The sequence below is a fragment of the Actinoallomurus sp. NPDC052308 genome (assembly GCF_040679195.1).
Lineage (GTDB): Bacteria > Actinomycetota > Actinomycetes > Streptosporangiales > Streptosporangiaceae > Actinoallomurus > Actinoallomurus liliacearum.
In genome coordinates this window covers 91,212-115,075 of sequence record NZ_JBFAUM010000007.1, presented here as the reverse complement: position 1 = coordinate 115,075, position 23,864 = coordinate 91,212, and the positions used below count along the sequence as shown (strand labels likewise).

At 72.7% G+C, this 23,864-nt stretch carries 14 protein-coding genes; 7 read left to right on the top strand and 7 right to left on the bottom strand.

All coding sequences use genetic code 11. The features are described from left to right. Positions 1 to 277: 277 nt before the first annotated feature. Complete coding sequence (eccCa, locus tag AB0L00_RS20965) at positions 278 to 4,225, top strand: type VII secretion protein EccCa (RefSeq protein ID WP_364436519.1); 3,948 nt, start codon at positions 278 to 280, stop codon at positions 4,223 to 4,225. A gap of 132 nt (positions 4,226 to 4,357) precedes the next feature. On the opposite strand, the gene AB0L00_RS20960 is transcribed toward eccCa, so the two are convergent. Next, on the bottom strand, positions 4,358 to 4,915 hold the full coding sequence (locus AB0L00_RS20960; RefSeq protein ID WP_364436516.1) for a sigma-70 family RNA polymerase sigma factor: 558 nt from the start codon (positions 4,913 to 4,915) through the stop codon (positions 4,358 to 4,360). 291 nt (positions 4,916 to 5,206) lie between these two features. Then, positions 5,207 to 6,463 carry a S8 family serine peptidase gene (locus AB0L00_RS20955; RefSeq protein ID WP_364436513.1) on the bottom strand — a complete coding sequence of 419 codons (1,257 nt, stop codon included), beginning with the start codon at positions 6,461 to 6,463 and terminating at the stop codon, positions 5,207 to 5,209. A gap of 157 nt (positions 6,464 to 6,620) precedes the next feature. On the opposite strand from AB0L00_RS20955, the gene AB0L00_RS20950 reads away from it, so the two are divergent. Further along, positions 6,621 to 9,938: a right-handed parallel beta-helix repeat-containing protein gene (locus AB0L00_RS20950; protein WP_364436510.1), complete on the top strand. Its 3,318-nt coding sequence runs from the start codon at positions 6,621 to 6,623 to the stop codon at positions 9,936 to 9,938. A gap of 4 nt (positions 9,939 to 9,942) precedes the next feature. Here the strand turns inward: AB0L00_RS20950 and AB0L00_RS20945 are convergent, their stop codons facing one another. Beyond that, on the bottom strand, positions 9,943 to 10,506 hold the full coding sequence (locus AB0L00_RS20945; protein WP_364436507.1) for a hemerythrin domain-containing protein: 564 nt from the start codon (positions 10,504 to 10,506) through the stop codon (positions 9,943 to 9,945). 239 nt (positions 10,507 to 10,745) lie between these two features. Here AB0L00_RS20945 and AB0L00_RS20940 point away from each other — a divergent pair, with 239 nt between their 5' ends. Next, positions 10,746 to 12,197: an aminotransferase class V-fold PLP-dependent enzyme gene (locus AB0L00_RS20940; RefSeq protein ID WP_364436504.1), complete on the top strand. Its 1,452-nt coding sequence runs from the start codon at positions 10,746 to 10,748 to the stop codon at positions 12,195 to 12,197. Positions 12,198 to 12,239: 42 nt separating this feature from the next. Here AB0L00_RS20940 and AB0L00_RS20935 read toward each other — a convergent pair whose 3' ends face one another. Next, the gene (locus AB0L00_RS20935) at positions 12,240 to 14,351 is read right to left on the bottom strand and encodes an ATP-binding cassette domain-containing protein (protein ID WP_364436501.1); all 2,112 of its coding nucleotides are present in this window, start codon (positions 14,349 to 14,351) and stop codon (positions 12,240 to 12,242) included. A 183-nt stretch (positions 14,352 to 14,534) separates the two neighbouring features. On the opposite strand from AB0L00_RS20935, the gene AB0L00_RS20930 reads away from it, so the two are divergent. The 3 genes from AB0L00_RS20930 (at position 14,535) to AB0L00_RS20920 (ending at position 17,918) form a co-directional block, all read left to right on the top strand. After that, positions 14,535 to 15,443 (top strand): YndJ family protein, encoded by a 909-nt coding sequence (locus AB0L00_RS20930; protein WP_364436499.1) that lies wholly within the window; start codon positions 14,535 to 14,537, stop codon positions 15,441 to 15,443. Beyond that, positions 15,430 to 15,975, top strand: a complete 546-nt coding sequence (locus AB0L00_RS20925; RefSeq protein WP_364436496.1) for a DUF1990 domain-containing protein — start codon at positions 15,430 to 15,432, stop codon at positions 15,973 to 15,975. The genes AB0L00_RS20930 and AB0L00_RS20925 overlap by 14 nt, the downstream gene beginning before the upstream one ends. Before the next feature lie 401 nt (positions 15,976 to 16,376). Further along, positions 16,377 to 17,918, top strand: a complete 1,542-nt coding sequence (locus tag AB0L00_RS20920; RefSeq protein WP_364436493.1) for a cellulase family glycosylhydrolase — start codon at positions 16,377 to 16,379, stop codon at positions 17,916 to 17,918. Positions 17,919 to 17,988: 70 nt separating this feature from the next. Here the strand turns inward: AB0L00_RS20920 and AB0L00_RS20915 are convergent, their stop codons facing one another. From AB0L00_RS20915 to AB0L00_RS20905, 3 genes are all read right to left on the bottom strand, one after another. Then, positions 17,989 to 19,824 (bottom strand): glycoside hydrolase family 76 protein, encoded by a 1,836-nt coding sequence (locus AB0L00_RS20915; protein ID WP_364436490.1) that lies wholly within the window; start codon positions 19,822 to 19,824, stop codon positions 17,989 to 17,991. A gap of 110 nt (positions 19,825 to 19,934) precedes the next feature. After that, positions 19,935 to 20,993 (bottom strand): cobalamin-dependent protein, encoded by a 1,059-nt coding sequence (locus AB0L00_RS20910; protein ID WP_364436488.1) that lies wholly within the window; start codon positions 20,991 to 20,993, stop codon positions 19,935 to 19,937. Further along, the gene (locus AB0L00_RS20905) at positions 20,990 to 22,573 is read right to left on the bottom strand and encodes a PP2C family protein-serine/threonine phosphatase (protein ID WP_364436485.1); all 1,584 of its coding nucleotides are present in this window, start codon (positions 22,571 to 22,573) and stop codon (positions 20,990 to 20,992) included. Before AB0L00_RS20905 ends, AB0L00_RS20910 begins: the two co-directional genes overlap by 4 nt. Before the next feature lie 438 nt (positions 22,574 to 23,011). On the opposite strand from AB0L00_RS20905, the gene AB0L00_RS20900 reads away from it, so the two are divergent. Then, positions 23,012 to 23,833, top strand: coding sequence for an alpha/beta hydrolase (locus tag AB0L00_RS20900; RefSeq protein ID WP_364436482.1), 822 nt, complete (start codon positions 23,012 to 23,014; stop codon positions 23,831 to 23,833). Positions 23,834 to 23,864: the final 31 nt, after the last annotated feature.

Sequence of the window (23,864 nt, the reverse complement as noted above, 5' to 3'; positions counted from 1 at the left end):
TGGGTCATTACTCCACGTCGGTCCGTCTGCGCAGTGCTCTCCACTTGGGCATACGCACGTGACGGCCGAGCGGTTCACCCCGATTCACGAATCACCGCGCGAAAGTTCCGCGCGCGCCGATCGGCGACGCCGGAGGCACGCCGCGCTGTACGATTCGCGGTGACGCAACCGGCCTGCTCCGCAGGTCCCCTCCGCGGCTCTCCACTCCGCCGAGCGCGCCCGGCGACCACCGTCCGCCGGCGCGGCGCTTCGTCGTACCACGCCAGGAGGCCGTCCGTTGAGTTTCGTGCTGTTCCGCAGGCCGATGCGCCGGCGTCCGCCCGAGATGCCCGAAGGGGAGCTCAGCCTTCAGGAGCCTCCCACGCTGCCCGAGACCGTGCCCGACAACTCCGCCGTCTGGACGTACCTGCCGATGGCGCTGATGTCGGTGGCCATGGTGATGATGTACATGACGCGCGGCAGCGGGGCCAAGAACAGCTTCCTGCCGCTCTCCCTCGGCCTGATGGTCCTCGCCGCCGGGGCCATGCTGGTCGGGCAGGGAATGCGCAAGAGCAGCGAGCGCAAGGAGAAGCTCAAGGGCGCCCGCCGGGACTACCTGCGCTACCTCTCCCAGACCCGGCGCAAGGTGCGCGCGGCCGTGCGGGAACAGCAGCGCGCCCTGGCCTGGCGGCATCCGGCGCCGCAGACGCTGTGGTCCATGGTCGGCACCACCCGGATGTGGGAGCGCCGCCCCTCGGACCCCGACTTCGCCGAGGCGCGGCTGGCGGTCGGCGACCAGAAGCTGGGCCTGCGGCTGGCGCCGACGACGACCAAACCGGTCCAGGACCTCGAGCCGCTCACCGCGCACGCGCTGCGCGGCTTCGTCCGGGCCTACTCCACCGTGCCCGACCAGCCCACCGCCGTCTACCTGCAGTCCTGGGCGCGCGTGCTCTTCCGGGGGGACGAGGCGCAGATCCGCGGCGCCGTCCGCGCCCTGGTCGCCCAGCTCGCCCTCTTCCACTCTCCGGACGACCTGTGGATCGCGCTGTGCGTCGCCCCGGACCGGCTGGCGGAGTGGGAATGGGTCAAGTGGCTGCCGCACAACCTGAACCCGCACGACACCGACGCCGCCGGCCAGGTCCGCATGATCGCCTCAGACTTCCCCGAGCTGGAGGGCATGCTCGGCGCGGAGTTCTGGGAGCGGCCGGCGTACGACCCGGAGGCCATGCCCGCGCGGGAGGAGCCCTACACGGTGCTCATCGTCGACGGGGGCACCGTGCCCGCCGGGCACGCGCTGGACGGCCCCGGCATGCGCAACGTCGTCGTGCTCGACCTGTCCGGAGCGCTGACGTGGCGGCCCGGCCGTACCACCCTCCGCCTCGACGTGCAGGACGGCGAGACCCGGCTCGTCCGCACCGACCGGGAGCGCAAGGAGCAGCTCACTCTGCTGGGCCGCCCCGACCGCCTGGGCGTGCGGACCGCGACCGCGTTCGCCCGGCGGCTCGCGCCGTACCGCCTCGGCGTCGGGGCCGACAACACCGAGCCGCTGTCGGCCACCACGGACCTGGCCGCCCTCCTGGGCATCCCCGACCTGTACCGGCACGACCCCCACACCCTCTGGCGCAAGCGCACCGCCGCGGAACGGCTGAAGGTCCCGATCGCGGTCGGCGCCGACGGGAAGCCGGTGGAGCTGGACATCAAGGAGTCCGCCCAGGGCGGCACCGGCCCGCACGGCATGCTGATCGGCGCCACCGGCTCGGGCAAGAGCGAGCTGCTGCGCACCCTGGTGCTGGCGATGGCCCTGACCAACTCCTCCGAGACGCTCAACTTCGTCCTGGTGGATTTCAAGGGCGGCGCGACCTTCCTCGGCCTGGACGAGCTGCCGCACGTCTCCGCGGTCATCACGAACCTGGCCGACGAGGCGGCGCTCGTCGCCCGCATGCGCGACGCGCTGCACGGCGAGCTCATGCGCCGTCAGGAGCTGCTGCGCGCGGCCGGCAACTACGTCTCCGCCCTCGAGTACGAGAAGGCGCGCGCGGCCGGGGCGGCGCTGGAGCCGCTGCCCAGCCTCTTCGTGGTGGTCGACGAGTTCAGCGAGCTGCTCGCCGCGCACCGCGACTTCATGGAGCTGTTCGTCATGATCGGCCGGCTGGGCCGCAGCCTGGGCGTCCACCTGCTGCTCGCCTCCCAGCGGCTCGACGAGGGCCGGATGCACCAGCTCGAGAGCCATTTGTCCTACCGCATCGGCCTGCGCACGTTCTCGGCCATGGAGAGCCGCGGCGTGCTGGGCGTGCCCGACGCCCACCAGCTGCCGCCGCAGCCCGGCGCCGGTTTCCTCAAGACGGGCGTGGAGGCGCTGACCCGGTTCCGCGCCGCCTACTCCTCCGGTCCCTACCGGCGACGCGGCAAGGCCGACCAGGCGCGGGTGGCGAGCCAGGTGGTCCCCTGGTCCGCGTCCCGGATCGCCCAGGTCCAGCCCGCCCCGGTGGAGGTGACGCCGGAAGAGCCGGACGAGACCGCCGAGACCCTGCTGTCGGTGGCCGTCGAACAGCTCCGCGACGCCGGGCCGCCGGCCCACCAGGTGTGGCTGCCGCCGCTCGACCTGCCGCCCACCCTCGACCAGATCCTCCCGCCGCTCGCGCCCGACGACGCGTTCGGCCTGACGACCGTCGACTGGGAGCGGCGCGGCGGGCTCACGGTGCCGGTCGGCATCGTCGACCGGCCCTTCGAGCAGATCCGCGACCTGTTGGTCGTCGACCTGTCCGGGGCCGGCGGGCACGTCGCCATCGCCGGCGGCCCGCAGAGCGGCAAGAGCACGCTCGTCCGCACGCTGATCAGCGCCCTGGCGCTCACCCACACGCCGCGCGAGGTGCAGTTCTACTGCCTCGACTTCGGTGGTGGCACGCTCGCCGGCCTCACCGGCCTGCCGCACGTCGCCGGGGTCGCCAGCCGCCTGGACCACGAGCGCGTCAGCCGCACCATCGCGGAGGTCACCGCGCTGCTCGCCGACCGCGAGCAGTTCTTCCTCCGGGGCGGCATCGACTCGATGGCGACCTACCGGCGCCGCCGGGCGGCCGGGGAGTTCGCCGACCAGCCGCACGGCGACGTGTTCCTCGTCGTGGACGGCTGGTCGACGGTGCGCCAGGACTTCGACCGGTACATCCAGACGTTCAGCGCGATCGCGGCGCGCGGCCTCAGCTTCGGCATCCACCTGATCGTCACCACCGCACGGTGGGTGGAGCTCACGGCGGCCGTGCGCGACCAGGCCGCCACCCACCTGGAGCTGCGGATGGGCGACCCGATGGACTCGGAGGTCGACACCCGCCGCGCGGCGAGCGTGCCGCGCGCCCCCGGACGCGGCATCACCCGCGACAGCAAACTGCACTACCTCACGGCGCTGCCGCGCATCGACTCGGTGGAGAGCGCCGACGACCTCGCCGACGGCATCGCCGGCCTGGTCGCCGCGGTGCGCGAGAGCTGGGCCGGCCCTCCCGCGCCTCCGGTGCGGATGCTGCCGGCGCAGCTCAGCGTGCGGGAGCTGCCGGCGCCCGAGGGCGACTTCCGGGTGGCGATCGGCCTGGAGGAGGAGCGGCTCTCCCCCGTGGTGCACGACTTCGCCGAGACCCCGCACATGGTGGTCGTCGGCGACACCGAGAGCGGCAAGACGAACCTGCTGCGCCTGGTCGCGCGGGCCGTGACCGAGCGGTACACGCCCGCGGAGGCGCGTATCATGGTGGTGGACTACCGCCGTGAGCTGGTCGAGGTGGTGCCCGAGGAGTACCGCCTCGGGCACGCGGTCAGCATCGACGCGCTGCGCGACCTGGTCGTCGGCGCGGGCCAGGCGATCAAGGCCCGGGTGCCGGGACCGGACATCACCCCGGCCCGGATGAGGCTCTGCGACTGGTGGAACGGACCCCGGCTGTTCATCCTGGTCGACGACTACGACATGGTCGGGGCGGGCCCCATGCAGCACCCGTTCGACCCGATCGTCGACCACCTCGCGCTCGGGTGGGAGGTCGGGCTCCACATGGTCGTCGCCCGCTCCGCCGCAGGCGCTGGCCGCGGCATGGGCGAGATGATGATGCGCCGCCTGCAGGAGGTCAACACGCCGTCCCTGCTGATGTCCTGCCCGCCCGACGAGGGATACCTCTTCGGCAACGTCAAGGGCCGCATCCTGCCGCCCGGCCGGGCGATCCGGATCGCCCGGCGCAAGGCCGTGCAGGTCCAGACGGCCATGCTCGACTGAAGCCGAGAGCACGAGGGGCGCCGCTCGATCCGCGACCCGCTCACGAGCGGCGCCGTTCGATCCAGGGGCCGGCTCCCGGGGGCCGACGTACCGGGGGTTCTCCGGGAGGCTCGGAGACCGGAGCGGCGCCGCTCAGTCCATCACGGCGCGGTCGCGCAGGGACGCCCGCAGCGCGCGCATGGCGTAGTGCGCGCGGGACTTGACGGTCCCCGGCGCGAGGCCGAGCGCGGCCGCCGTCTGCTCCACGCTGTGGCCGAGGTAGTAGGTGTAGATCAGGATCTCGCGCTGCTGCTCGGTGAGCTCGTTCATGACCTCGAGCACCGCCCGGAGCGTGACGACGCGCTCGGCCGGATCGGGCACGGCGCGCTCTTCGGACTCACCGTCGCCGACCTCGTTCGGCCGCGCCTGCCGGGCGCGGTAGTGGTCGATCACGAGCCGGTGCGCGACGGTGAACAGCCAGGTGCGGACCCGGTCCGTCGTGGGGTCGAGGATCTCGCGGTGCTGCCAGGCCCGTACCGCGGTCTCCTGGACGATGTCCTCGGCCCGGTGCCGGTCGCCGTTGCAGAGCCGGAGGGCGAAGTTGAGCAGCACGGCGCCGTGCCTCTCGTACAGCACGCGGGAGAAGGCGTCGTCGTGCGCCAGATCGTGCGGCCGGGCCGGAACACGCGGGGCGTCATGCCGTCGCGGCACGGCTACTCTCTGGGCGGCCGCGGACGGCCGGTCCAGCACTCGGCTGCGCGTCATGGAAGGCGACCCCATTCTCACGATTCGTCATTGCGGACCGGCCACGGCGCTACTTGACCTCGGCCGTTAATGAAGCTTCAACGATTCAGCCGTGGTCTTGGCGACTCCTTGCCGCCGACTTGCCGCTATTGACCGGCCGGAGTCAGGTGACCCCTCCGATGCCCTCCCGGTGCGAGGCTCCGGCTCGGCTGCCGGACCGCCGGGGCGGACGCCGGAGACCGCCCCGAACAGGCGTCGTCACGCCGAAGTGGACACTTTCGGTCGTTCTTTCGAGGGGTCGCCGCCGGCCGGCCGCCAGCCCCGGGCCCGGCCGAGCGGGACGATCACCGCCGCGCCCGCGACGAGGGCCACGAGCCCGCCTCCGACCGAGGCGACGACCAGCGCACGGGTGCGGGCGGCGTGTGAGGCGGTCCGGGCCGGCAACCGCATGGCGGCCGCGGGCGTCGGCCGTGCGGCCGCCGGGGACGACACCGCCGCCACGGCGGCGTACGGGTCCAGGACCGGCTTGGTCGCGGGGTAGGCGGACGCGACGAGCCGGTTCGCCACCTCGGCCGCCGTCAGCCGGGGCTGGTACGCGCGCACGAGGGCGGCCGTACCGGCGACGAACGCGGCGGCCAGCGAGGAGCCGGACCCGATGTAGTTCCCGGCGCCCTTGGGGCCGATGCTCACGACGGCGTCACCGGGCGCGGCCAGGTCTGCGGCGAAGACGTTCGGCGCCTCCTGCGGGCGCGAGCCGTCCGGCCCGAAGTCCTCGACCGCGACGACCTGCGGGATGAAGGCGGGGAAGTAGGGCCGCGCGGGCGGCGCCGAGGGCGTCCCGCCGACGGTGGTGGGCACGGCGTCCGGCGCGGCCGGCGCGACCACGACGGCGTCCTTGCGGGTGGCGTAGGCGACCGCGGCCGTCAGCTCCGCTCTGCCCTCGGTCAGGGCCGCGCCGACGTACACGACGCCGGCGCCGCGGTCGACGGCGGCGCGGATGCCCGCCGCGACCGTGCCCGGCGAGGCGACGCCGTTCTTGCCGGTGCCGCGGACGGCGAGGATCCGCGCCTGGGGCGCGATCCCGCCGCCGGTCGCGTCCTCGGCACGCCCCGCGATCAGGCCGGCCGCGAAGGAGCCGTGCCCGACACAGTCCTGCCCGGCGTCCGCCACCGCGGTGACCCGGCCGGCCAGCGCGGGGACGTTCGCGGCCACGCCGGTGTCCACGACGCCGACGGTGACTCCGGTTCCGTCGCTGAGCTCGCGGACCCGGGCCACTCCGAGCGCGCTCATCGTCCACGGCTGCGCGTGGGCCGGGGTGGGGGACGCACCGGTGCACGACCGGCCGGACGCGAGCACCGACGGGATGACGGGCAGGCCGACAGGGCCGGGCGCGGCGCCGGGGGGCCGTTCGTACGCCGTGGCCGCCGCGGCTCCGGGAAAGGCGGAGACGAGAAGCGAGGCCGTGGCGGCGGCCACCGACGCCACGGCGCGCAGGCGCCGGGGGACACGTCGCATGCGCTCAGCGTAGAGATCCGATCTTGTCGTTCTCTTGTCGCCTGGGACAAGTATCCCCGCTGGTCAGAGGCCTTGCGGGCGAGGGTGTCAAGCGGCCCGCGCGAACGGCATGATGGTTGTCTCGTCGGCACCCCCACCGACCCGAGGAGGGTTCAGCGTGTCTCGGCAGTTGCTCACGGTCTCCCCGGATGAGCCAGGCGCTTTCCGGACAATCGAGGAGGCGCTGGCGGCGGCACGTACCGGGTCGGTGATCCGTATCCGGCCCGGCCGGTACCCCGAGAGCCTCTTCATCCGCACCCGGGTCACGATCGTGGCCGACGGGGACCGGGGCAGCGTCGAGATCTGCCCGCGGAGCGGCACCGCGGTGATGCTCGTGGCGGACGCCGTGATGCTCACCGACCTCACGCTACGCGGTGGCGGCGACGACGTGCCGGTCGTCGACGCCGCGCGCGGGCAGGTCGCGATGGAGGGCTGCACCGTGGCCGGTTCCGGCTGGACGGCCGTGCTGGCCCGTGGGTCCGGTTCGCTCGCGATGCGCGGCTGCCGGATCACCAACGCCGAGGGCGCGGGCATCGTCGACACCGCGGACGCGGCCAGCGTCATCGAGGACTGTCTCATCGAGAACCTCGGCACCTCCGCCGTCGTGCTGGGGGAGAAGTCCCGGTCGACGATCCGGGGCTGCCGGCTGCGGGACGCCCGCGGCAACGGCGTGCTCGCCAACGGCGAGGCCCAGGGTGTGATCGAGGACTGCGAGATCTCCACGACCTCGAAACCGGCCATCGCCCTCGAGGGCGACAGCGCCACCCGGATCGTGCGGACGAGCGTTCGCGACTGCGCGACCGGCGTGTACGTGACGAGCGGGTCGCGCCCGGCGCTGGAGGAGGTCGCGGTCACCGACATCACCGCCGGTTCCGGCATCGTGCTGGCCGGGGGCGCGGATCCGCTGCTGCGACGCTGCCGGACGGCCCGTACGAAGGACAGCGGGCTGTCCGTCACCGAACACTCGCGCGGCACGTTCGAGGACTGCGAGTTCGCCGGGTCGGCCGCGCCCGCGATCAGCGTCGTGGGGTCCAGCTCGCCGACGCTGATCGACGCGACGGTGCGCGAATGCGCCGACGCGTCCGCGTCCGTGCTGCTGGCGGACGACTCCGTCGCGGAGTTCGACCGGCTGGAGGTCGTGGACGCCGCCGGCACCGCGATCGCCATCCGGTCCGGCGCCAACCCGCTCGTGCGCAACGCGACGATCACCGCGGCCGGCGGGACCGGCGTCGAGGTCACCGAGGACGGGCGCGGACGGCTGGAGCACTGCGTCGTCGAACGGGCCGGCGGCGCCGCCGTGCGCATCGCGAGCGGGGCCAACGTCTCCATCCGCGACTGCGACCTCCGCTCTCCCGGCGACGCGGGGATCGCCGTCGACTCCGGCGGGATGGGCACGATCCAGGACTGCGCGGTCTCCGGGAGCGACGCCTCCGGCGTGGTCGTACGCGAGGGCGGCGACCTGAGCCTCACCCGGGCGCGGATCAGCGACTCCGGCGCCCACGGCGTGCTCCTCATGGCCGGCGCGCGGGCCACGTTCGGCGACTGCGAGATCACCGGGAGCGTCGGTGACGGCGTCCGGGTCGACACCGCCGAGGCCGTCACCGTCACCGGCTGCGCCGTGCGCGACAACCGCGGCGCGGGGCTGCGGCAGTCCCGCCCCGGCGGCCGGCTGACAGTGCGCGACCTGGACAGTTCCGGGAACGCCGTCCCCGACTCCTGGGGCGACGAGGTCGCCGCGGAGACCGGTGGCGCGCCGGGCGGCAAGGACACCCGCGCGCCCGCGCCCGCCGGGCCGCTGGAGGAGCTGGAGTCCCTCATCGGCCTCGAGGGCGTGAAACGCCAGGTGCGCGCGCTCGTCAACCTGAACCAGCTCTCGCAGCGCAGGGCCCGGCTCGGCATGCCGGCCCCTCCGATGAGCCGGCACCTGATCTTCGCGGGCCCGCCCGGCACCGGCAAGACCACGGTCGCCCGGCTGTACGGCGGGATCCTCGCCTCCCTCGGCCTGCTGCCCTCCGGGCACCTGGTGGAGGTCTCCCGCGCCGACCTGGTCGCGCAGTACGTCGGCGCCACCGCCATCAAGACGACGGAGGCGTTCAACGAGGCGCTCGGCGGCGTCCTGTTCATCGACGAGGCGTACACGCTCGTCACCGAGGGCAGGGGCGGCTCGCACGACTTCGGCCGCGAGGCCATCGACACCCTCGTGAAGCTGATGGAGGACCACCGCGACGAGGTCGTCGTGGTGGCGGCCGGGTACACCGCCGAGATGCAGACCTTCCTGTCCGCCAACCCGGGCATGGCCTCGCGGTTCAGCCGGACCGTGGAGTTCACCAACTACTCGGTCGACGAGCTCGTCACGATCACCGAGAAGATCTGCGAGAGCCACCGCTACGAACTGGACCCGACCACCCGTCAGGCGCTCGCCGCGCACTATGAGCGGATGCCGCGGGACGCCACCTTCGGCAACGGCCGTACGGCGCGCCTGGTCTTCGAGGAGATGATCGAGCGGCAGGCGTTCCGGCTCGCGTCCATGACCGACCCGGCCGAGGGCGACCTCAGCCTGTTGCTGCCGGAGGACGTCAGCGACGCCGCGGCCACGGACGGCGCGGTGGGCGCGGAGCGCGAGACGCTGCTGGCCCGGCTGTCGGACATGATCGGCCTGGCCGGCGTGAAACGCGAGGTCAAGGACATCGTGGACCTCCTTGCGACGGCCCGGCAGCGGGAGGCCGCCGGACTGCCCGTGCCCCGGCTCAGCCGGCATCTCGTCTTCACCGGGTCGCCCGGTACCGGCAAGACCACCGTTGCCCGGCTCTACGCCGAACTGCTGCACAGCCTGGGCGTGCTGCCGCGCGGCCAGCTCGTGGAGGTGGCGCGCGCCGACCTCGTGGGCCGCTACGTGGGCCACACCGCGCAGCTCACCAAGGAGGTCTTCCAGCGCGCGCTGGGCGGTGTGCTGTTCATCGACGAGGCGTACACCCTGACCCCCGAGGGGGCGTCCAACGACTTCGGCCGTGAGGCGGTCGAGACCCTGCTGAAGCTGATGGAGGACCACCGCGACGAGGTCGTGGTCATCGTCGCCGGCTACACCGACGAGATGCGGCGCTTCTTGAACTCCAACCCCGGCCTCGCCTCCCGGTTCTCGCGGCAGGTGGAATTCGAGGACTACAGCACCGACGAGCTCGTCGCCATCACGCGGAACCAGGCCGTGACCGCGGGCTACGAGTGCGCTCCCGAGACTCTCGCCGCGGTGCGCGCGTACCTCGACGCCCTGCCGCGGGACCGGACCTTCGGCAACGCGCGCCTCGTCCGGCAGATGCTGGAGACGATGATCACCTATCAGGCGAGGCGGCTCGGCGGGATGCGGTCGCCCGGCGTGGCGGACCTGCGCCTCCTGCTGCCCGAGGACCTGCCCTCCGCGAACACGCCCAGCGCGCGCTGACCGGTCAGAGCGGGTAGGCGCCGCCGTGCAGATACGCGCGGACCCGTTCGACCATGGTCGTCCCGGAGGTGACGAGCCTGTCCCGCAGGGATGAGTCCGGCTGCGCGAGGTACTGCCGGAGCGACGCCTTCTCCTTGGCCGCCGCCGCGTTCTCCCCGACCGCGACGAGCTCCTCCGGCGTCAGGTACCGGGCCAGCAGCGGGAACAGATGGTTCTCCTCGGCGCGCGCGTGCGGTCCGGCCTCGGCGTTCAGCTCCGCCAGGAGGCTGGAGAACTCGGCACTGGTCAGGTCGGGTAGATCCATCCTCCTCAGGACGCGCTCGAGCTCGATGTGCCCGGCGATCTCGCGCTCGATGATCCGCGTCCCCTGGGGCAGATGGGTGCGGGCCACCGGGTACATGTAGGTCTCTTCGGCGACCGTGTGCCGGACCATCTCGGCGATCAGCAACTGGGTCACCGAACGCCGTAGGCGTTCGAACTCGACCAGATAGCCGAGCTCGATCAGCAGTTGCCGCAGGTCGTTGTGGTCCTCTTGGAGGACGCTGATCAAAGTTTCGGACTGGTTCATGGCCCGGCCCCTCGAGAGCCGCTCGCGACCGCTTACCCCGAGCCCCCTGCCCCGGATGCGGGCGCCGAAACGCCTCCGTGCGGAGCGGCGGCCGGTCGGCCGTGCGGGCCGGTCCGCGACTGACCGGCGGTAATACGGCCTGCAAAGCACTTGTCGCATACCGGAAATCGCGGTTGAATGCGGCGATATGCGACAGATCCGGCGATATGGACTGTCATGATCTCTTGGAGCGTGCGGCCGTGACCGAGCTCAAGGCCGAGCAGATCAGCGACGACAATATCGATGGCGATTTTCTCGCACGTTATCCGGATTATCCGCTGACGCGGCGACTGGACGAGCTACGCGCGACGGACTACGCGTACCTCGACGCGGGCGGTCACCTCTACCTGGACTACGGCGGGGCGGGCCTGCCGGCGGACGGCCAGATCTCCGCGCACGCGGCACGGATGCGCGGGAACTGCTTCGGCAATCCGCATTCGTCGAACCCGACCTCGGCGAGCGCCACCGAGCTGGTCGAGCACACCCGAGCGCGGATCCTCGCCCACTTCAACGCGTCCGCCGACGAGTACGCCGCGATCTTCACACCGAATGCGAGCGGTGCGTGTCGGCTGATAGGTGAATCCTACCGATTCGACCGAGAAAGTCGTTACGTCCTCACCCTTGATAACCACAATTCGGTGAACGGAATTCGGGAGTTCGCCCGCGAACACGGCGCCGGAACCGAATACGTGCCGATGCGGGGCCCCGACCTACGGACCGAAGCGGGCGACGTCCGCGCGGCACTCGGGAAAGGCCGCGGCGGACTCTTCGCGTTCCCGGCACAGAGCAACTTCACGGGCGTGCAACATCCCCTGGAGTGGATCGACCTCGCGCATGAGAACGGCTACGACGTGCTGCTCGACGCGGCCGCGTACGTGCCCACCAACCGGCTCGACCTCGGCGTCACGCATCCCGACTTCGTCTCGGTGAGCTGGTACAAGGTGTTCGGCTACCCGACCGGCGTCGGGTGCCTGATCGCCCGCCGCGAGGCGCTCGCAAGGCTGCGGCGCCCCTGGTTCGCCGGCGGCACGATCCAGGCGGTCAGCGCCCAGGGCGACTGGCACGTCCTCGCCGGGGACGAGACGGCGTTCGAGGACGGCACCCTGAACTTCCTGGCGATCCCGGACGTGGCGGTCGGCATCGACTGGGTGGAGGGCATCGGGGTCGACACGATCCACCGGCGCGTCAGGTGCCTCACCGGCCGGCTGCTCGACCGCCTCCACGGACTGCGGCACACGAACGGCCGGCCGATGGTCGAGGTCTACGGCCCCCACGACACCGACCGGCGCGGCGGGACCGTCGCGTTCAACTTCCGCGACCCGGACGGCCGGATCGTCGACGAACGCGTCGTCGAACGCGACAGCGCCGCGCTCGGCATCTCCCTGCGGACCGGCTGCTTCTGCAATCCCGGAGCGGGCGAGGCGGCGTTCGTCATCGATCGGGACGCCCTCATGAGGTCCGCCGGCCGAAGGGTCGACACGCTGGACGAACACCTCCGGATGCTGGGCCTGCCGAGCGGCGGGGCCGTCCGCGTGTCGATCGGGCTGGCGTCCAATCTCGCCGACGTCGAGCGGTTCGTACGGTTCGCGGAGCAGACCTACCGCGACCGTCGCCCGTCGCATCAGGGGCTGAAGGCACGGGAGCGCTGCTGACCGCCTACGGCGGCGACAGGGTTTCCAGGCCGGACGACGCCGCTACCGTCGGCCGTAGGCGGTCCCGCGCGCCAGCACGACGCAGGTCAGCGCCAGGAAGAGGGCGGTGAACCCGGTGAGGATCACCCAGTCCACGACGACCGGGCGGGAGAAGGTCGCTCCGTACGACGCCAGGAGCGGCGGCCCGAGCGGCGATCGCCCATGGGCCCACAGCCGCGCCACGCCCAGGCTGTGGCCCAGCGCCTCGAACGCCCACCGGTTCGACATCCCGTAGCTGAGCACCCGGCCGGCCACCGCCATGACCGGCACGGGAAGGATCGCGCCGACGAACAGCACCTGCGGGAAGCAGAGCATCGGCAGCGCCATCGTCGCCTGCGCCGGATCGCCGACGACCGCCGAGATGAGCAGGCCGAGGCCGAGCCCCGCCGCCGACGTGAGCAGCAGGGTCACGAACAACTCGCCGTAGGTGGACCAGCCCGCCGCGGGCAGCCGGTCCAGGGCGCGCAGCACGAGGAGCATCACCGCGTCCGCCACCGCGAGCAGCGGCAGCAGGACCGCCACCTTCGCCGCGACGTACGGGGCGATGCCCAGGCCGGCGAGGCGTTCGCGGCAGAGGATCGCCCGCTCCGTGCAGATCTGCAGCAGCCCGTACGTCAGGCCGAAGAAGAACCCGCCGAACGCGATCCAGAACAGGATCATCACCGTGGCGGCCGGGCTGGGGCGCGCGTACGAGAACGCGTGCGGCCGGAACAGCACCGCGAACATCAGCAGGACCATCACCGGTGAGCCCGCCAGGATCGCCGCCGTCAGCCGGTCGCGGAGCAGGATGTCGAGGTCCCGCCGGGTCAGCACCCGCCACTGCCGGAGCGCGCGCACGGAACGGCGGCCCGCCGGGGCACGGGGGCCCGGCGCCGGACGGCGCCCCGCGGCGGGACGGCGGTCCGGCATCGGGCGGCGCCCCGCGGCGGGACGGCGGTCCGGCGCCGGACGGCCGGCCGCGGCGGGTTCGCCCGATGGCGCGGGCGGGTCCTCCGGAACACCGCGGGCGGCCGTGAACCGCCGCGCCCATTCCTCCGGGGTGTCCTCGTCGGCCAGACGCTCGTAGACCTCCTCGATGTGATCGGTCTGGAAGTACGTGCGCGCGGCGTCCGGCGTGCCGAAGAACGCGAGCCGGCCGTCGGTCGTCAGGAACACCACCTTGTCGCACAGGGCCACGTCCGGCGGATCGTGCGTGGTCACCACGACGGTCGAGCCGGCGCCGGCGAGGCGGCGCAGCAGGCGCATGAAGTCGGCCGCCGTCGCCGGGTCCAGCCCCGAGGTCGGCTCGTCCAGGAACAGCACCCTGGGCCGGGTGAGCAGGTCGACGGCGATGCTCGCCCGCTTGCGCTCACCGCCGCTCAGCGAGCCGACCCGCGTGTCCGCGCGGTCGGTGAGGTCGAGGGCCCGCAGTACCCGGCCGACCGCCTCGTCGACGCGGTCGGCGGAGGTGCCCGCCGGAAGGCGCAGCCGCGCGGCGTACCGGAGGGTGCGGGCGAGCGGCAGCTCGCGGTGGATGATGTCGTCCTGCGGGACGTACCCGAAGGAGTCCGGGTCGCCGTCGAGGCGCACCTCGCCGGTCGTCGGCGGGCGTACGCCCGAGACGGCGTCCAGCAGGGTGGTCTTCCCGCTGCCGCTGGCGCCGACGATCGCGACGAGCTCGCCCGGCTCGATGGTCAGCGAGATGTCCTGCAGCGTCCGCCGGCCGCCGATGTGCCGGCCGACCCCGCGCACGTCGATGCGCAGCCCCGCCGTGCCGGTCTCCGCCGTGGCCCGCAGCGCGCCTCGCGCGGTGTCGGCGGGAAGCGTCCACAGCCGCGCCGGGGTGAGCGCGCGGACCGTGCGCCCGTACCGGCCGTCGACCGTCGTCACCGGCCCGTCGAGCTCGCCGGAGGCAACCGCCACGAGCCGGTCGGCCGGACCGGCCTCCTCGCACACGACGTCTCCGGCGCCGACCTCCACGAGCCGCAACTCCGGCTCGAGCTCGCGGAGCCGCCGCCGGGGCAGACCGCCCAGTTCGGGAATCCGCCGCAGGACGCGCAGGCGTTCGCCCACCTCACGCCACCCGCCGTCCACCGCGACCGGGCCTGTGGTGCGCGCGTCCACGTCGTCCCGCACGTCTCCCCCATCCCCGCCCGCCGGGACGATCCGGCGATCGCTCCGTCGCGCGGTCGATGCGCTCGTGTTCGAGGTGGTCTGCCGCGGTCACTCTCACACACGGCGGCGACGGTGGGAAGACGCCCGGTTCGGGGTGTAGGGTGGCCGCGACGTTGAACACGTTCAAATGTGGGGTCGATCGACATGATCGTGCTCGTCGACATCGTGATCGCGGTGGGGATGCTCGTCGTCGTTCCGATGGGGCTGACCCTGATGGACGGGCCGGGGTTGACCCGGCTCCGCACCCTCTGGCCGGCGGGCGCCGCACTGGGCTCGATCGCCTTATGGCTGCCGCGCGGCGCGACCGCCGGCGTCCTCGCCGGCGCGTACGCCCTGTTCACCGTGGCGCTGGCCCTGCAGGCACCCTGGCGGATCGTCCGTCGCCGAACGGCCGCTCGGTCCGACCCGGCGGCGGCCGACCTCGGTCCGCCGCCAGGCCGCTCGCCGCTCCCGCGTGAGCTCGCCTTCCTGACCGCCCTCGTCACGCCCGCGGTCGCGGGCACGGCCCTGGTCGCGGAGCGTTCCGGGTTCCGGCTGTTCGGGTTCCGGCTGGAGACGCTCCGGCTCACCGAGGCGCACTTCCACTTCGCGGGCTTCGCGGCGGCGTTGATCGCCGGGCTGGTCTGCCGGGCGGAAGGCGACAGCGCACCCGCACGCGCGGCGGCGCTCACCGTCCCGGGCGGGACCGCGGTGGTGTTCGTCGGATTCTTCGTCGGTGACTGGGTCCAGTTGGCCGGGGCCGCGATCCTGACCGCCGGAATGTGGCTGGTCGGCTGGCTCACCTGGCGGGACGTACGCGGCGTGGAGACGGATCCGGTCGCGCGCGGGCTGCTGGCGCTGTCGGCGTCCGTGCTGGCCGTGACGATGCTGCTCGCGCTGGACTGGGCCCTGGGCGAGGCGACCGGCCTGCCGCACCTGCCGATCGCCTGGATGGCCGCGACCCACGGCGCCCTCAACGCGTTCGGATTCGCGTTCTGCGGCGTCCTCGCCTGGCGGCGCCTGCGGCCGACCGGACCGGACCCGGCGATCGGAGGCTCCCATGCCACAGGATGACCGCGCCGAACCGACCTACGCCGAGGTGGGCGCCACGCGGGACGGTCCGCTGCCGCCCGGCTACCACCACCTGCGTCATCGGGTCCTCATCGGCCACGGACCGGACGTCATGCGGGCGGCGACGGACGACCTGCTGGAGTGGCGGATGCACCGGGCGACGGGCGCGCGCGTCGGCGGCGCCGCTCCCCGCGCCCGGTCCGGCGTCCGGGTCCGGATCTCCCTCGGGATCGGGCCGCTGCGGCTGGTCGCGCCGTGCCTCGTCGTCTGGGCGGAGGACGGCGAGCGCCGCGCCGGTTTCGGGTACGGGACCCTGCCCGGGCACCCGGAATGCGGCGAGGAGAGCTTCGTCCTCGAACGCGACGACGATGACGCCGTATGGTTCACGATCACCGCCTTCAGCAGGCCCGCCCGCTGGATGACGCGCCTGGCGGGGCCCGCCGCCCCGTTGCTGCAGCGCGCGTACGCACGGGCGTACGGAAGCGCGCTGCGCCGTCTCGCCGCGAAGCGGGGTCGGCCACGCCTCGGGCGGTGACCGACCGCCCGAGCGGATCCGCGCCGACCGCGGCGCCGACGGCGCGTGACCGACGGCATGTGACCGACGGCACGTGACCGACGGCACGTGACCGACGGCACGTGACCGAGGGCACGTGACCGACGGCGCGTGGCGAAACTTTCATGCTCACGGGCGTGCGCCGCCCGCACCGCGGCTCGGCCGGAGGCGGGCGGCGACCCGGCGCGCGCTCGCGTCGGGCCGCAGGTCACCCCCGGCGGTTCGTACCCCAGGGGCATCGGCGCGGACGCCGCGGCGTGGATCTCCGCTCCACCATCCTGGGCGGTCGCCTCGACGTTGCTGTGGGAGCGCTCCCATAATCCGGGACATCGGGGGGACGCCGGGGCCTGAACCGCACGAAATGACTGACGTTAGGTGGTGTCATGCTCGCCCAGGGAGCACGCCTGAAAGTTAGATCCATCCCGCTGGTCGTCCTACTCCTCGCCCTCCTCGCCGCGTTCACCGGCGGCGTCTCCCTCGCTCCGAAGGCACGCGCCGCGGGCACCGGTTACTGGCACACCAGCGGCCGGCAGATCCTCGACTCGAACGGCGCTCCGGTACGCATCGCGGGCATCAACTGGTTCGGCTTCGAGACGGCGAACTACGTGGTGCACGGGCTGTGGAGCAGGGACTACAAGAACCTGCTCGACCAGATCAAGTCGCTGCGCTACAACACGCTGCGCCTGCCGTACTCCGACGACATCTTCAAGCCGGGCACGGTGCCCAACAGCATCGACTTCTCGAGCGGCAAGAACGCCGATCTGCAGGGCCTGAACTCGCTTCAGGTCATGGACCACATCGTCGACTACGCCGGGTCCATCGGCCTGCGGGTCATCCTGGACCGGCATCGCCCCGACTCCTCCGGCCAGTCCGCGCTCTGGTACACCTCCAGCGTCCCGGAGTCGACCTGGATCGCGAACCTGAAGGCCATCGCGAGCCGTTACGCGAACAACCCCGCCGTCGTCGGCATCGACCTGCACAACGAGCCGCACGATCCGGCCTGCTGGGGCTGCGGAGACACCTCGACCGACTGGCGGCTGGCCGCCGAGCGCGGTGGCAACGCGGTGCTCTCGGTCAACCCGAACCTCCTCATCTTCGTCGAGGGCGTGCAGACCTACAACGGCGACTCCGGCTGGTGGGGCGGCAACCTCGAAGGCGCCGGCACCTACCCGGTCCGTCTCTCGGTGGCGAACCGCCTGGTCTACTCCGCGCACGACTACGCCACGAGCGTGTCCGACCAGACCTGGTTCCACGCCTCCGACTTCCCCAACAACCTGCCCGGCGTGTGGGACAGGTTCTGGGGCTACCTGTTCAAGCAGAACGTCGCACCGGTCTGGGTCGGTGAGTTCGGCACCACGCTGCAGTCGACCATCGACCAGCAGTGGCTCGCCGCCCTGGTGAAGTACATGGGCACCGGCACGGACTCGTTCCAGTGGACCTTCTGGTGCCTGAACCCGAACTCCGGGGACACCGGCGGGATCCTGAACGACGACTGGACGACCGTCAACACCACGAAGGACGCCTACCTGTCCTCGGTCAAGTCGACCGCCTTCGACCCGGTCGGCGGGGGCTCGGGCGGTGGCGGTGGCGGCGGAGGTGGCGGCGGAGGTGGCGGCGGCACCTCGGCCTGCACCGCGAGCTACCACGTGGACAACGACTGGGGCAACGGCTTCACCGCCACCGTGACCGTGAAGAACTCCGGCACCGCGGCCACGCGAGGCTGGAAGGTCACCTGGTCCTTCGGCGGCAACCAGTCCGTCAGCAACGGCTGGAGCGCCACGGTCACCCAGTCCGGCGCCGCCGTCACGGCGACCAACGCCTCCTTCAACGGCGCCCTGAATCCCAGCGCCTCGACGTCGTTCGGATTCCAGGCGACCTATTCCGGTTCCAACTCCGCCCCGACCCCGACCTGCGCCGCCACCTGATTCCAGAGAGGACACCGCGCGTGTGGCGTGGCGGCCACCGGCCGCCACGCCACACCGCCGGTGAACCGGCTCAGGGACCGGTTCGGGGCGGCCCGGTGAGGGCGCCCAGGCCGCTGGCCTGGGTGCGCCAGTCGGAGGGGTTGGGGCTGCCGCCCGCCCAGCGCTGGCCGATCCGGTTGAGCGGGTCGCGGTCGGCGGCCCAGATCGAGTCCGCCTGCCGCTGGGCGAACGACTGGTAGGCGGAGCTCCCGGTCGCCGCCGCGAGGTCGGCGAGGTAACGGCTGAAGATCCCTTTGAACTGCTTCTGGTTGTCGTCGCAGGTGCTCTGTCCAGCGTCGCACGACTCGGCCAGGATCCCGTTCTGCGTGAGACCCGTCATCGCCGCGTCCGCGAGTCGCCGCGCGGCCGCGAGCAGCGTGGCGTCGCCGGTGGCGCGCCACGCCTCGACCAGGCCGCCGATGGCGAGGCCCTGGTTGTAGGTCCAGACCGTCTGACCGTTGTTGCGGCAGTCCTGGGTGAGGCCGTCGTTGACGAGGTTCGCGGAGTTGATCAGCCCGCTGTTCAGGTACCAGGTCGCCGCCGTGCGGGTTCGCTGCAGCCAGACGGTGTCGCCCGGCGTGCGGCGGTGGATCGACGCGGCGAGCCGCAGGTAGAGGCCGCTCGTCACCGCGTTCTTATACGTGCGTTCCCGGTCCCACCACACCCCGCCGCCGCACGTGCCCGGATCCCAGTACTGGTTCACGTAGTTCGCGATCGTCGTGGCCATGGCGAGGTAACGCCGGTCGCCCGTGTGGTCGTACGCCGCCACCCACGCGAGGCCCCACCACGCGCTGTCGTCGATGGCACGGCTGACGAAGTTCCCCTCGATCGGATCGGTGCCGCGCTGCCCGGCCGCGAACGTCCCCTTGTTCTGGTCGAACGTGCGGGCGATGACCCAGTCGTACTGGTGGTCGCCGTGGTCGATGAGCGTGGTGAGCGTCGCCGCGGAGTTCCACCAACTGCTCGGCCACCATCCGGCGTAGGGGTCGTAGGAGTACATCAGGGCGTCCGCGGCCGCCGGGGCGCGGGACGGCGCGGGCCGGGCCCATGCCGTGCAGCTGCCGTTCTGCCCGGACACCGCCCGGCCGCAGGCCCGGACGGCGCCGCCGTAGAGCCGGCCGCGCGGGTCTCGGGTGGCGAACATCGTGGTACGGGTGCCCGTCGCGCCGCTCGCGACCGAGAGGCGGCCGAGCGAAGAGCCGTCGGGCCAGGTGGCGCCGCCGTCCCATGAACGGTCGAGCCACACCTCGTCGCCCGGGGCGCCCGCCTCGGTGCTCGCCCAGGCCATCCCGTTCTGATCGACGTGCAGCCGGATCACCCGGCCGGAGAGGGTGGTCGCCGGGACGGGCCGGCTGTCGCCGTTCGCCTGCCCCGCGTCGGTGCGGTCGCAGTGGACGTCGCAGACCGTCGGGTAGACCCAGTCCGTGCACGCGACCGCGCCGGCGTCACCGCAGGCCCGGATGAGGCCGCGGCGGTGGGCGCGCGGGTCGGAGATGTTGTACATGAGCGTCCGCGTGCCGGTCCACGTGCTGGGGATGCTCGCCTTTCCGAGCAGGCCCTCCCACGTCTGTCCGCCGTCCCAGGACCGGTCGAGCCACACGGCGTCGCCGGTGGTGCCGTCGTCGATGCTTCCCCAGGCCATGCCGTCGGCGTCCGACACGTGCAGCACCAGTTCGCGGCGGTTGAGGTTCTTCTGCGGCACCGGGAACGTCTCCTGCGCGGCCCGCGACGGGTCGAGGGTGTCGCAGGACAGGAAGCACACCTGGGACGCGGCGGCCGCCGGTGCCGCGCGTACGCCGGGCACGACACAGAGCAGGACCAGTCCGGCGATGGCGGCGGGGAGACGGCCGAGCGGATTACGTCGCATTTGACGTTGGTAAACCAGGATGGTCAATTCCGTCAATAAGCTAGCGACTTTGTGGGAATCGACCGAATCACCGTGTTCGATTCCGTGGGATTCCTGCGTCCCGCGCCTCGTCAGCGGGGAGTGGGGACGGCGGCGCGGCCCTCGCGGAGCAGGCGAACGGCGCGCGGGAAGTCCTTGAGCTGCTCGGCCAGCAGGTCCAGGCCCAGGGCGACCGAATGCGCGGGGACGCCGCGTGCGGCGAGGATGTCGCCGGTCCAGGAGATGAAGCGGGTGAACAGCGCGGAGTCGTCCAGGTAGAGCGCCACACCGAGGAATTCGGTGATGTGGGCGATGTCCTCGGCGGTGTGCTGGCGCTGCCGTTCGCTGTAGTTCGCCATGGCCGGGAAGCGTTCCTCCAGTGCGGCCAGGATCGCCGCGACGAGGCGGGGCGCGCTGCGGGTGACCAGGGTGTACTCCTGGTCGACCAGGTGCGGCAGGTCGTCCACCGGCTCGTGCACGGGCGGCGGGACGTACGGCCGGACGAGGATCTCCTCGAGACGGCCGGCCGCGGTCCGGGCGTCGGGCGCCCAGGCGTCGGCGCCCAGCCGGTCGGCATGGCGGCCGTCGGGTCCGAAGGCCGCGCCGCCGACCATGACCGGGACACCGGCGGCCTGGCAGGCGGTGATCGTGGCGTGCGCGGTGGGCAGACGCGTGGGGATGGAGGAGGACAACGCCAGCGCGTCGGGTCCCGTACGGTGCAGGTGTTCGATCAGGTGCGGGACGGGTACCTGCGCGCCGAGGAAGTCGACGTGCCAGCCCCGCAGTCGCAGGGTCTCGGCCAGCAGGCGGGCGGGCAGCGCGTGCCACTCGCCGTCGACGCACGCCACCGCGACCCGGCCCCGCCGCGGCCGCCGGGGCGCGGACGCGTGGTGGGCCAGGGCGGCGACGACACGGTCGTTGATGGCCGTCGCGGTGTGCTCCCGGGCCACGCTGATCCGGTTCGCGGCCCACTCCACGCCGACCCTCGCCTGCACCGGCGCGATCACATCGAGCAGCGCCGACTCCGCGTCCAGCCCGGCGTCCACCGCCGACAGCACGACGTCGACGGCGGTGTACTCGTCGCCCTCCCGCACGGCGTCCCACAGGCGGGCGGAGACGGCCTCGGTGTCCATGCGGTCCGTGACGGTCATCGCCGGGTCTCCTCGTGTCGTGAGCGTCGCTCCGCCGGCTCCGGTCCCCCGGTGTGCGGGGCGGTGATCGCCACGACGGCCATGTCGTCGTGGTCGCGGCTCCCGGTCCACTGCGCCGCGAGCATCTGCACGCGCTCCACCACCGCTCCGGCCGGCATTCCCCCGCATTCGGACAGGGCGTCCTTCAACCGCTCATCACCGAACATGGCGTCGCCGAGCGGCCCGCCGCGGGCCTCGGTGATGCCGTCGGTGTAGAGCACGCACGTCTCACCCGGCGCCAACTCCACCTCGGCGGTGGACGCGAAGATGTCGGGGAACGCCCCGATCAGGCAGCCCCGGGTGGCGGCCTCCTCGACCGCACCGCCAGAACGGACGATCAACGGCGGCGGATGCCCGGCGGCGGTCAGCCGCAGCCGCACCCGATCCCCGGCGCGCACCGCCGACGCGAGCACGAGAGTGGCGAACCGGCTCGATCCCGTGTTCAGCAACGCGCCGTTGAGCAGGGACAGCATCCGCAGGTGGTCATCGGCCATGGGCAGCAGCGCCTGCAGCGTGGTACGGATTCGGCCGGTGGTGACCGCCGCCTCCAGTCCCTTGCCGCACACGTCGCCCAGGACGACGAGAGACTCCTCGCCCTCGTCCGCGCCGGGGTGGACGTCGTAGAAGTCACCGCCGACGAGCTCACTGCGCACCGACGCGCGGTACCCGCCGGCGAAGTCCACACCGTGCACGTGGTGCAACCGCGGCGGCAGCAGCTCGCGCATGAGGATCTCGGTGATCCCCGTCTGCTCGGCGTACACGCGGGCCGCCGACAGCGCCGCGCCCGCCCGCGCGGCGAACAGCCGGGCGAAGTGCTCCTCGTCGTCGCTGAACGCCGACCGGTCGTTGCGCCGCAGCAGGACGAACGCGCCGGCCGGGATGCCGTGTCCGGGCAGCGGTGTGATCGCCACCGCGCCGACCGGCCCGTCGAAGCCCTCCGGAATCACCCACGGCGACAGGTCGCGCGGGTCGATCCAGCGAGAGGGGATCGGCGGGAAGCCCTGCAGCGCCTCGCTCAACCCGGGCACCTCGACGGGGTCCACCTGCACCGTGCGGCGGTGGACCGCGCCACCGCGCATCGCGTACGCCACCGGCAGCCGTTTTCCGACCGCGGGCGCGACGAGGACCGCGGCGTCGGCCAGGTGCTCGGCCGCCAGCCGTACCGCGACCTCCATGCATCGCTCGAGGTTCAGGGTCGACAGCAGGGCGTTGGACGCCTCCGCCAGGAGCGCCGTGCGCTTCCGCTCCTTCTCCAGCGCCGTCTCGGCGCGCCGCCGCCCGGTGTCGTCGGCCAGCCACCAGACCACGTTCCCGTCCGGCGCGCGGGTCGGGTACGCCGCGAGACCGAGCTCCCCCACCTCGCCCCGTACGGGCCCGGTCCCGTCTTCTCCCAGAGTGCGGTGCGCCTCCGCCAGCCACCCGGCCGTCGTCGCGGCGAGCTTCGCGCCCGGCGCCGCTCGCGGGAACAGCCGGACGGCGGCCTCATTGAGCTCGACCACCCGGCCGTCGGCATCGGCCGTCACGAGGGGGTACGGGGCCACGCTCCCCGGGGTGCCGGTCACCAGCCCGGGGCCGGGCCGATCCGCGGAAGCAGTGCTGGAGACATCCACGCGTCGGGGCCCACGGACGCGTGAGCCCCCACCACCTTTCCGGTTGAAAAAAGCTTGTCTGACGACAACCGTCCCTTATGGACGGTATAACAGGCAAGTTCCGGCAGCTCCCGCCACGCTAGCCGCTCCCCACGGGTGCCCTGCCACAGGGTCACGGCCCCATGCGCCGCCACGCTAGCCGCTCACCACAGGTGTCCTGCCACAAAGTCACGGCCCCATGCGCCACCCCGCCGCCGCCTCCTCGGGTGCCCGGGCCGGACGAAGTCGCAAGTCATTCGACTTATGTGCGTGCCGCGCCGCCGCGGGACATTGGGACGGCGGTGGTCTCTCGGCCGTCCGCCGACCCGACCTTCCCCTGAAAGGACACCCATGCCCACCATCACGACCGCCGATGGCACGCGCATCTTCTACAAGGACTGGGGCAGCGGACAGCCCGTCGTCTTCAGCCACGGCTGGCCGCTGAACGCCGACGCCTGGGACGAGCAGCTGCGCCTGCTGGCCGAGAACGGCTACCGCGCCATCGCCCACGACCGCCGCGGGCACGGCCGGTCCGACCAGTCCTGGTCCGGCAACGACATGGACACCTACGCCGACGACCTGGCCGCCCTCATCGAGCACCTCGACCTGCGCGACGCGATCCTGGTCGGCCACTCCACCGGCGGCGGCGAGGTCACCCGCTACCTGGGCCGCCACGGCAGCGCCCGCGTCGCCAAGGCCGTCCTGCTCGGCGCCGTGCCGCCGGTGATGCTGCGGAGCGCGGACAACCCCGAGGGCACGCCCCTCGAGGCGTTCGACGCCATCCGCGCCGGCGTGGACGCCGACCGCTCCCAGTTCTACTGGGACCTCAGCGAGAGCTTCTACGGCTTCAACCGCCCGGACGCGGCCGTATCCGAGGGCGCCCGCCGCGCCTTCTGGCTCTGGAGCATGCAGGTCGGCGTCAAGGCCGCCTACGACTGCGTCAAGCAGTTCTCCGAGACCGACTTCACCGAGGACCTCAAGGGCATCGACATCCCCGTCCTGATCGCCCACGGCGACGACGACCAGATCGTCCCGATCCAGGCCGCCGCCCTCAAGACCGCCGAACTGGTCAAGGACGCCACGCTCAAGGTCTACCCCGGCGCGCCGCACGGCCTCTACGGCACGTTCCGGACCGCGTTCGAGAAGGACCTGCTGGACTTCATCCGCGGCTGAACCGGTCGCGCGTTCCGGGCGGTCCCCCGGA

Bases quoted from the DNA above. Each gene is read 5' to 3' on its own strand.
- AB0L00_RS20910 (WP_364436488.1), bottom strand. From the start codon at position 20,993: ATGACCGTCACGGACCGCATGGACACCGAGGCCGTCTCCGCCCGCCTG.
- AB0L00_RS20900 (WP_364436482.1), top strand. From the start codon at position 23,012: ATGCCCACCATCACGACCGCCGATGGCACGCGCATCTTCTACAAGGAC.
- AB0L00_RS20915 (WP_364436490.1), bottom strand. From the start codon at position 19,824: ATGCGACGTAATCCGCTCGGCCGTCTCCCCGCCGCCATCGCCGGACTG.
- AB0L00_RS20955 (WP_364436513.1), bottom strand. From the start codon at position 6,463: ATGCGACGTGTCCCCCGGCGCCTGCGCGCCGTGGCGTCGGTGGCCGCC.
- AB0L00_RS20930 (WP_364436499.1), top strand. From the start codon at position 14,535: ATGATCGTGCTCGTCGACATCGTGATCGCGGTGGGGATGCTCGTCGTC.
- AB0L00_RS20945 (WP_364436507.1), bottom strand. From the start codon at position 10,506: ATGAACCAGTCCGAAACTTTGATCAGCGTCCTCCAAGAGGACCACAAC.
- AB0L00_RS20925 (WP_364436496.1), top strand. From the start codon at position 15,430: ATGCCACAGGATGACCGCGCCGAACCGACCTACGCCGAGGTGGGCGCC.
- AB0L00_RS20920 (WP_364436493.1), top strand. From the start codon at position 16,377: ATGCTCGCCCAGGGAGCACGCCTGAAAGTTAGATCCATCCCGCTGGTC.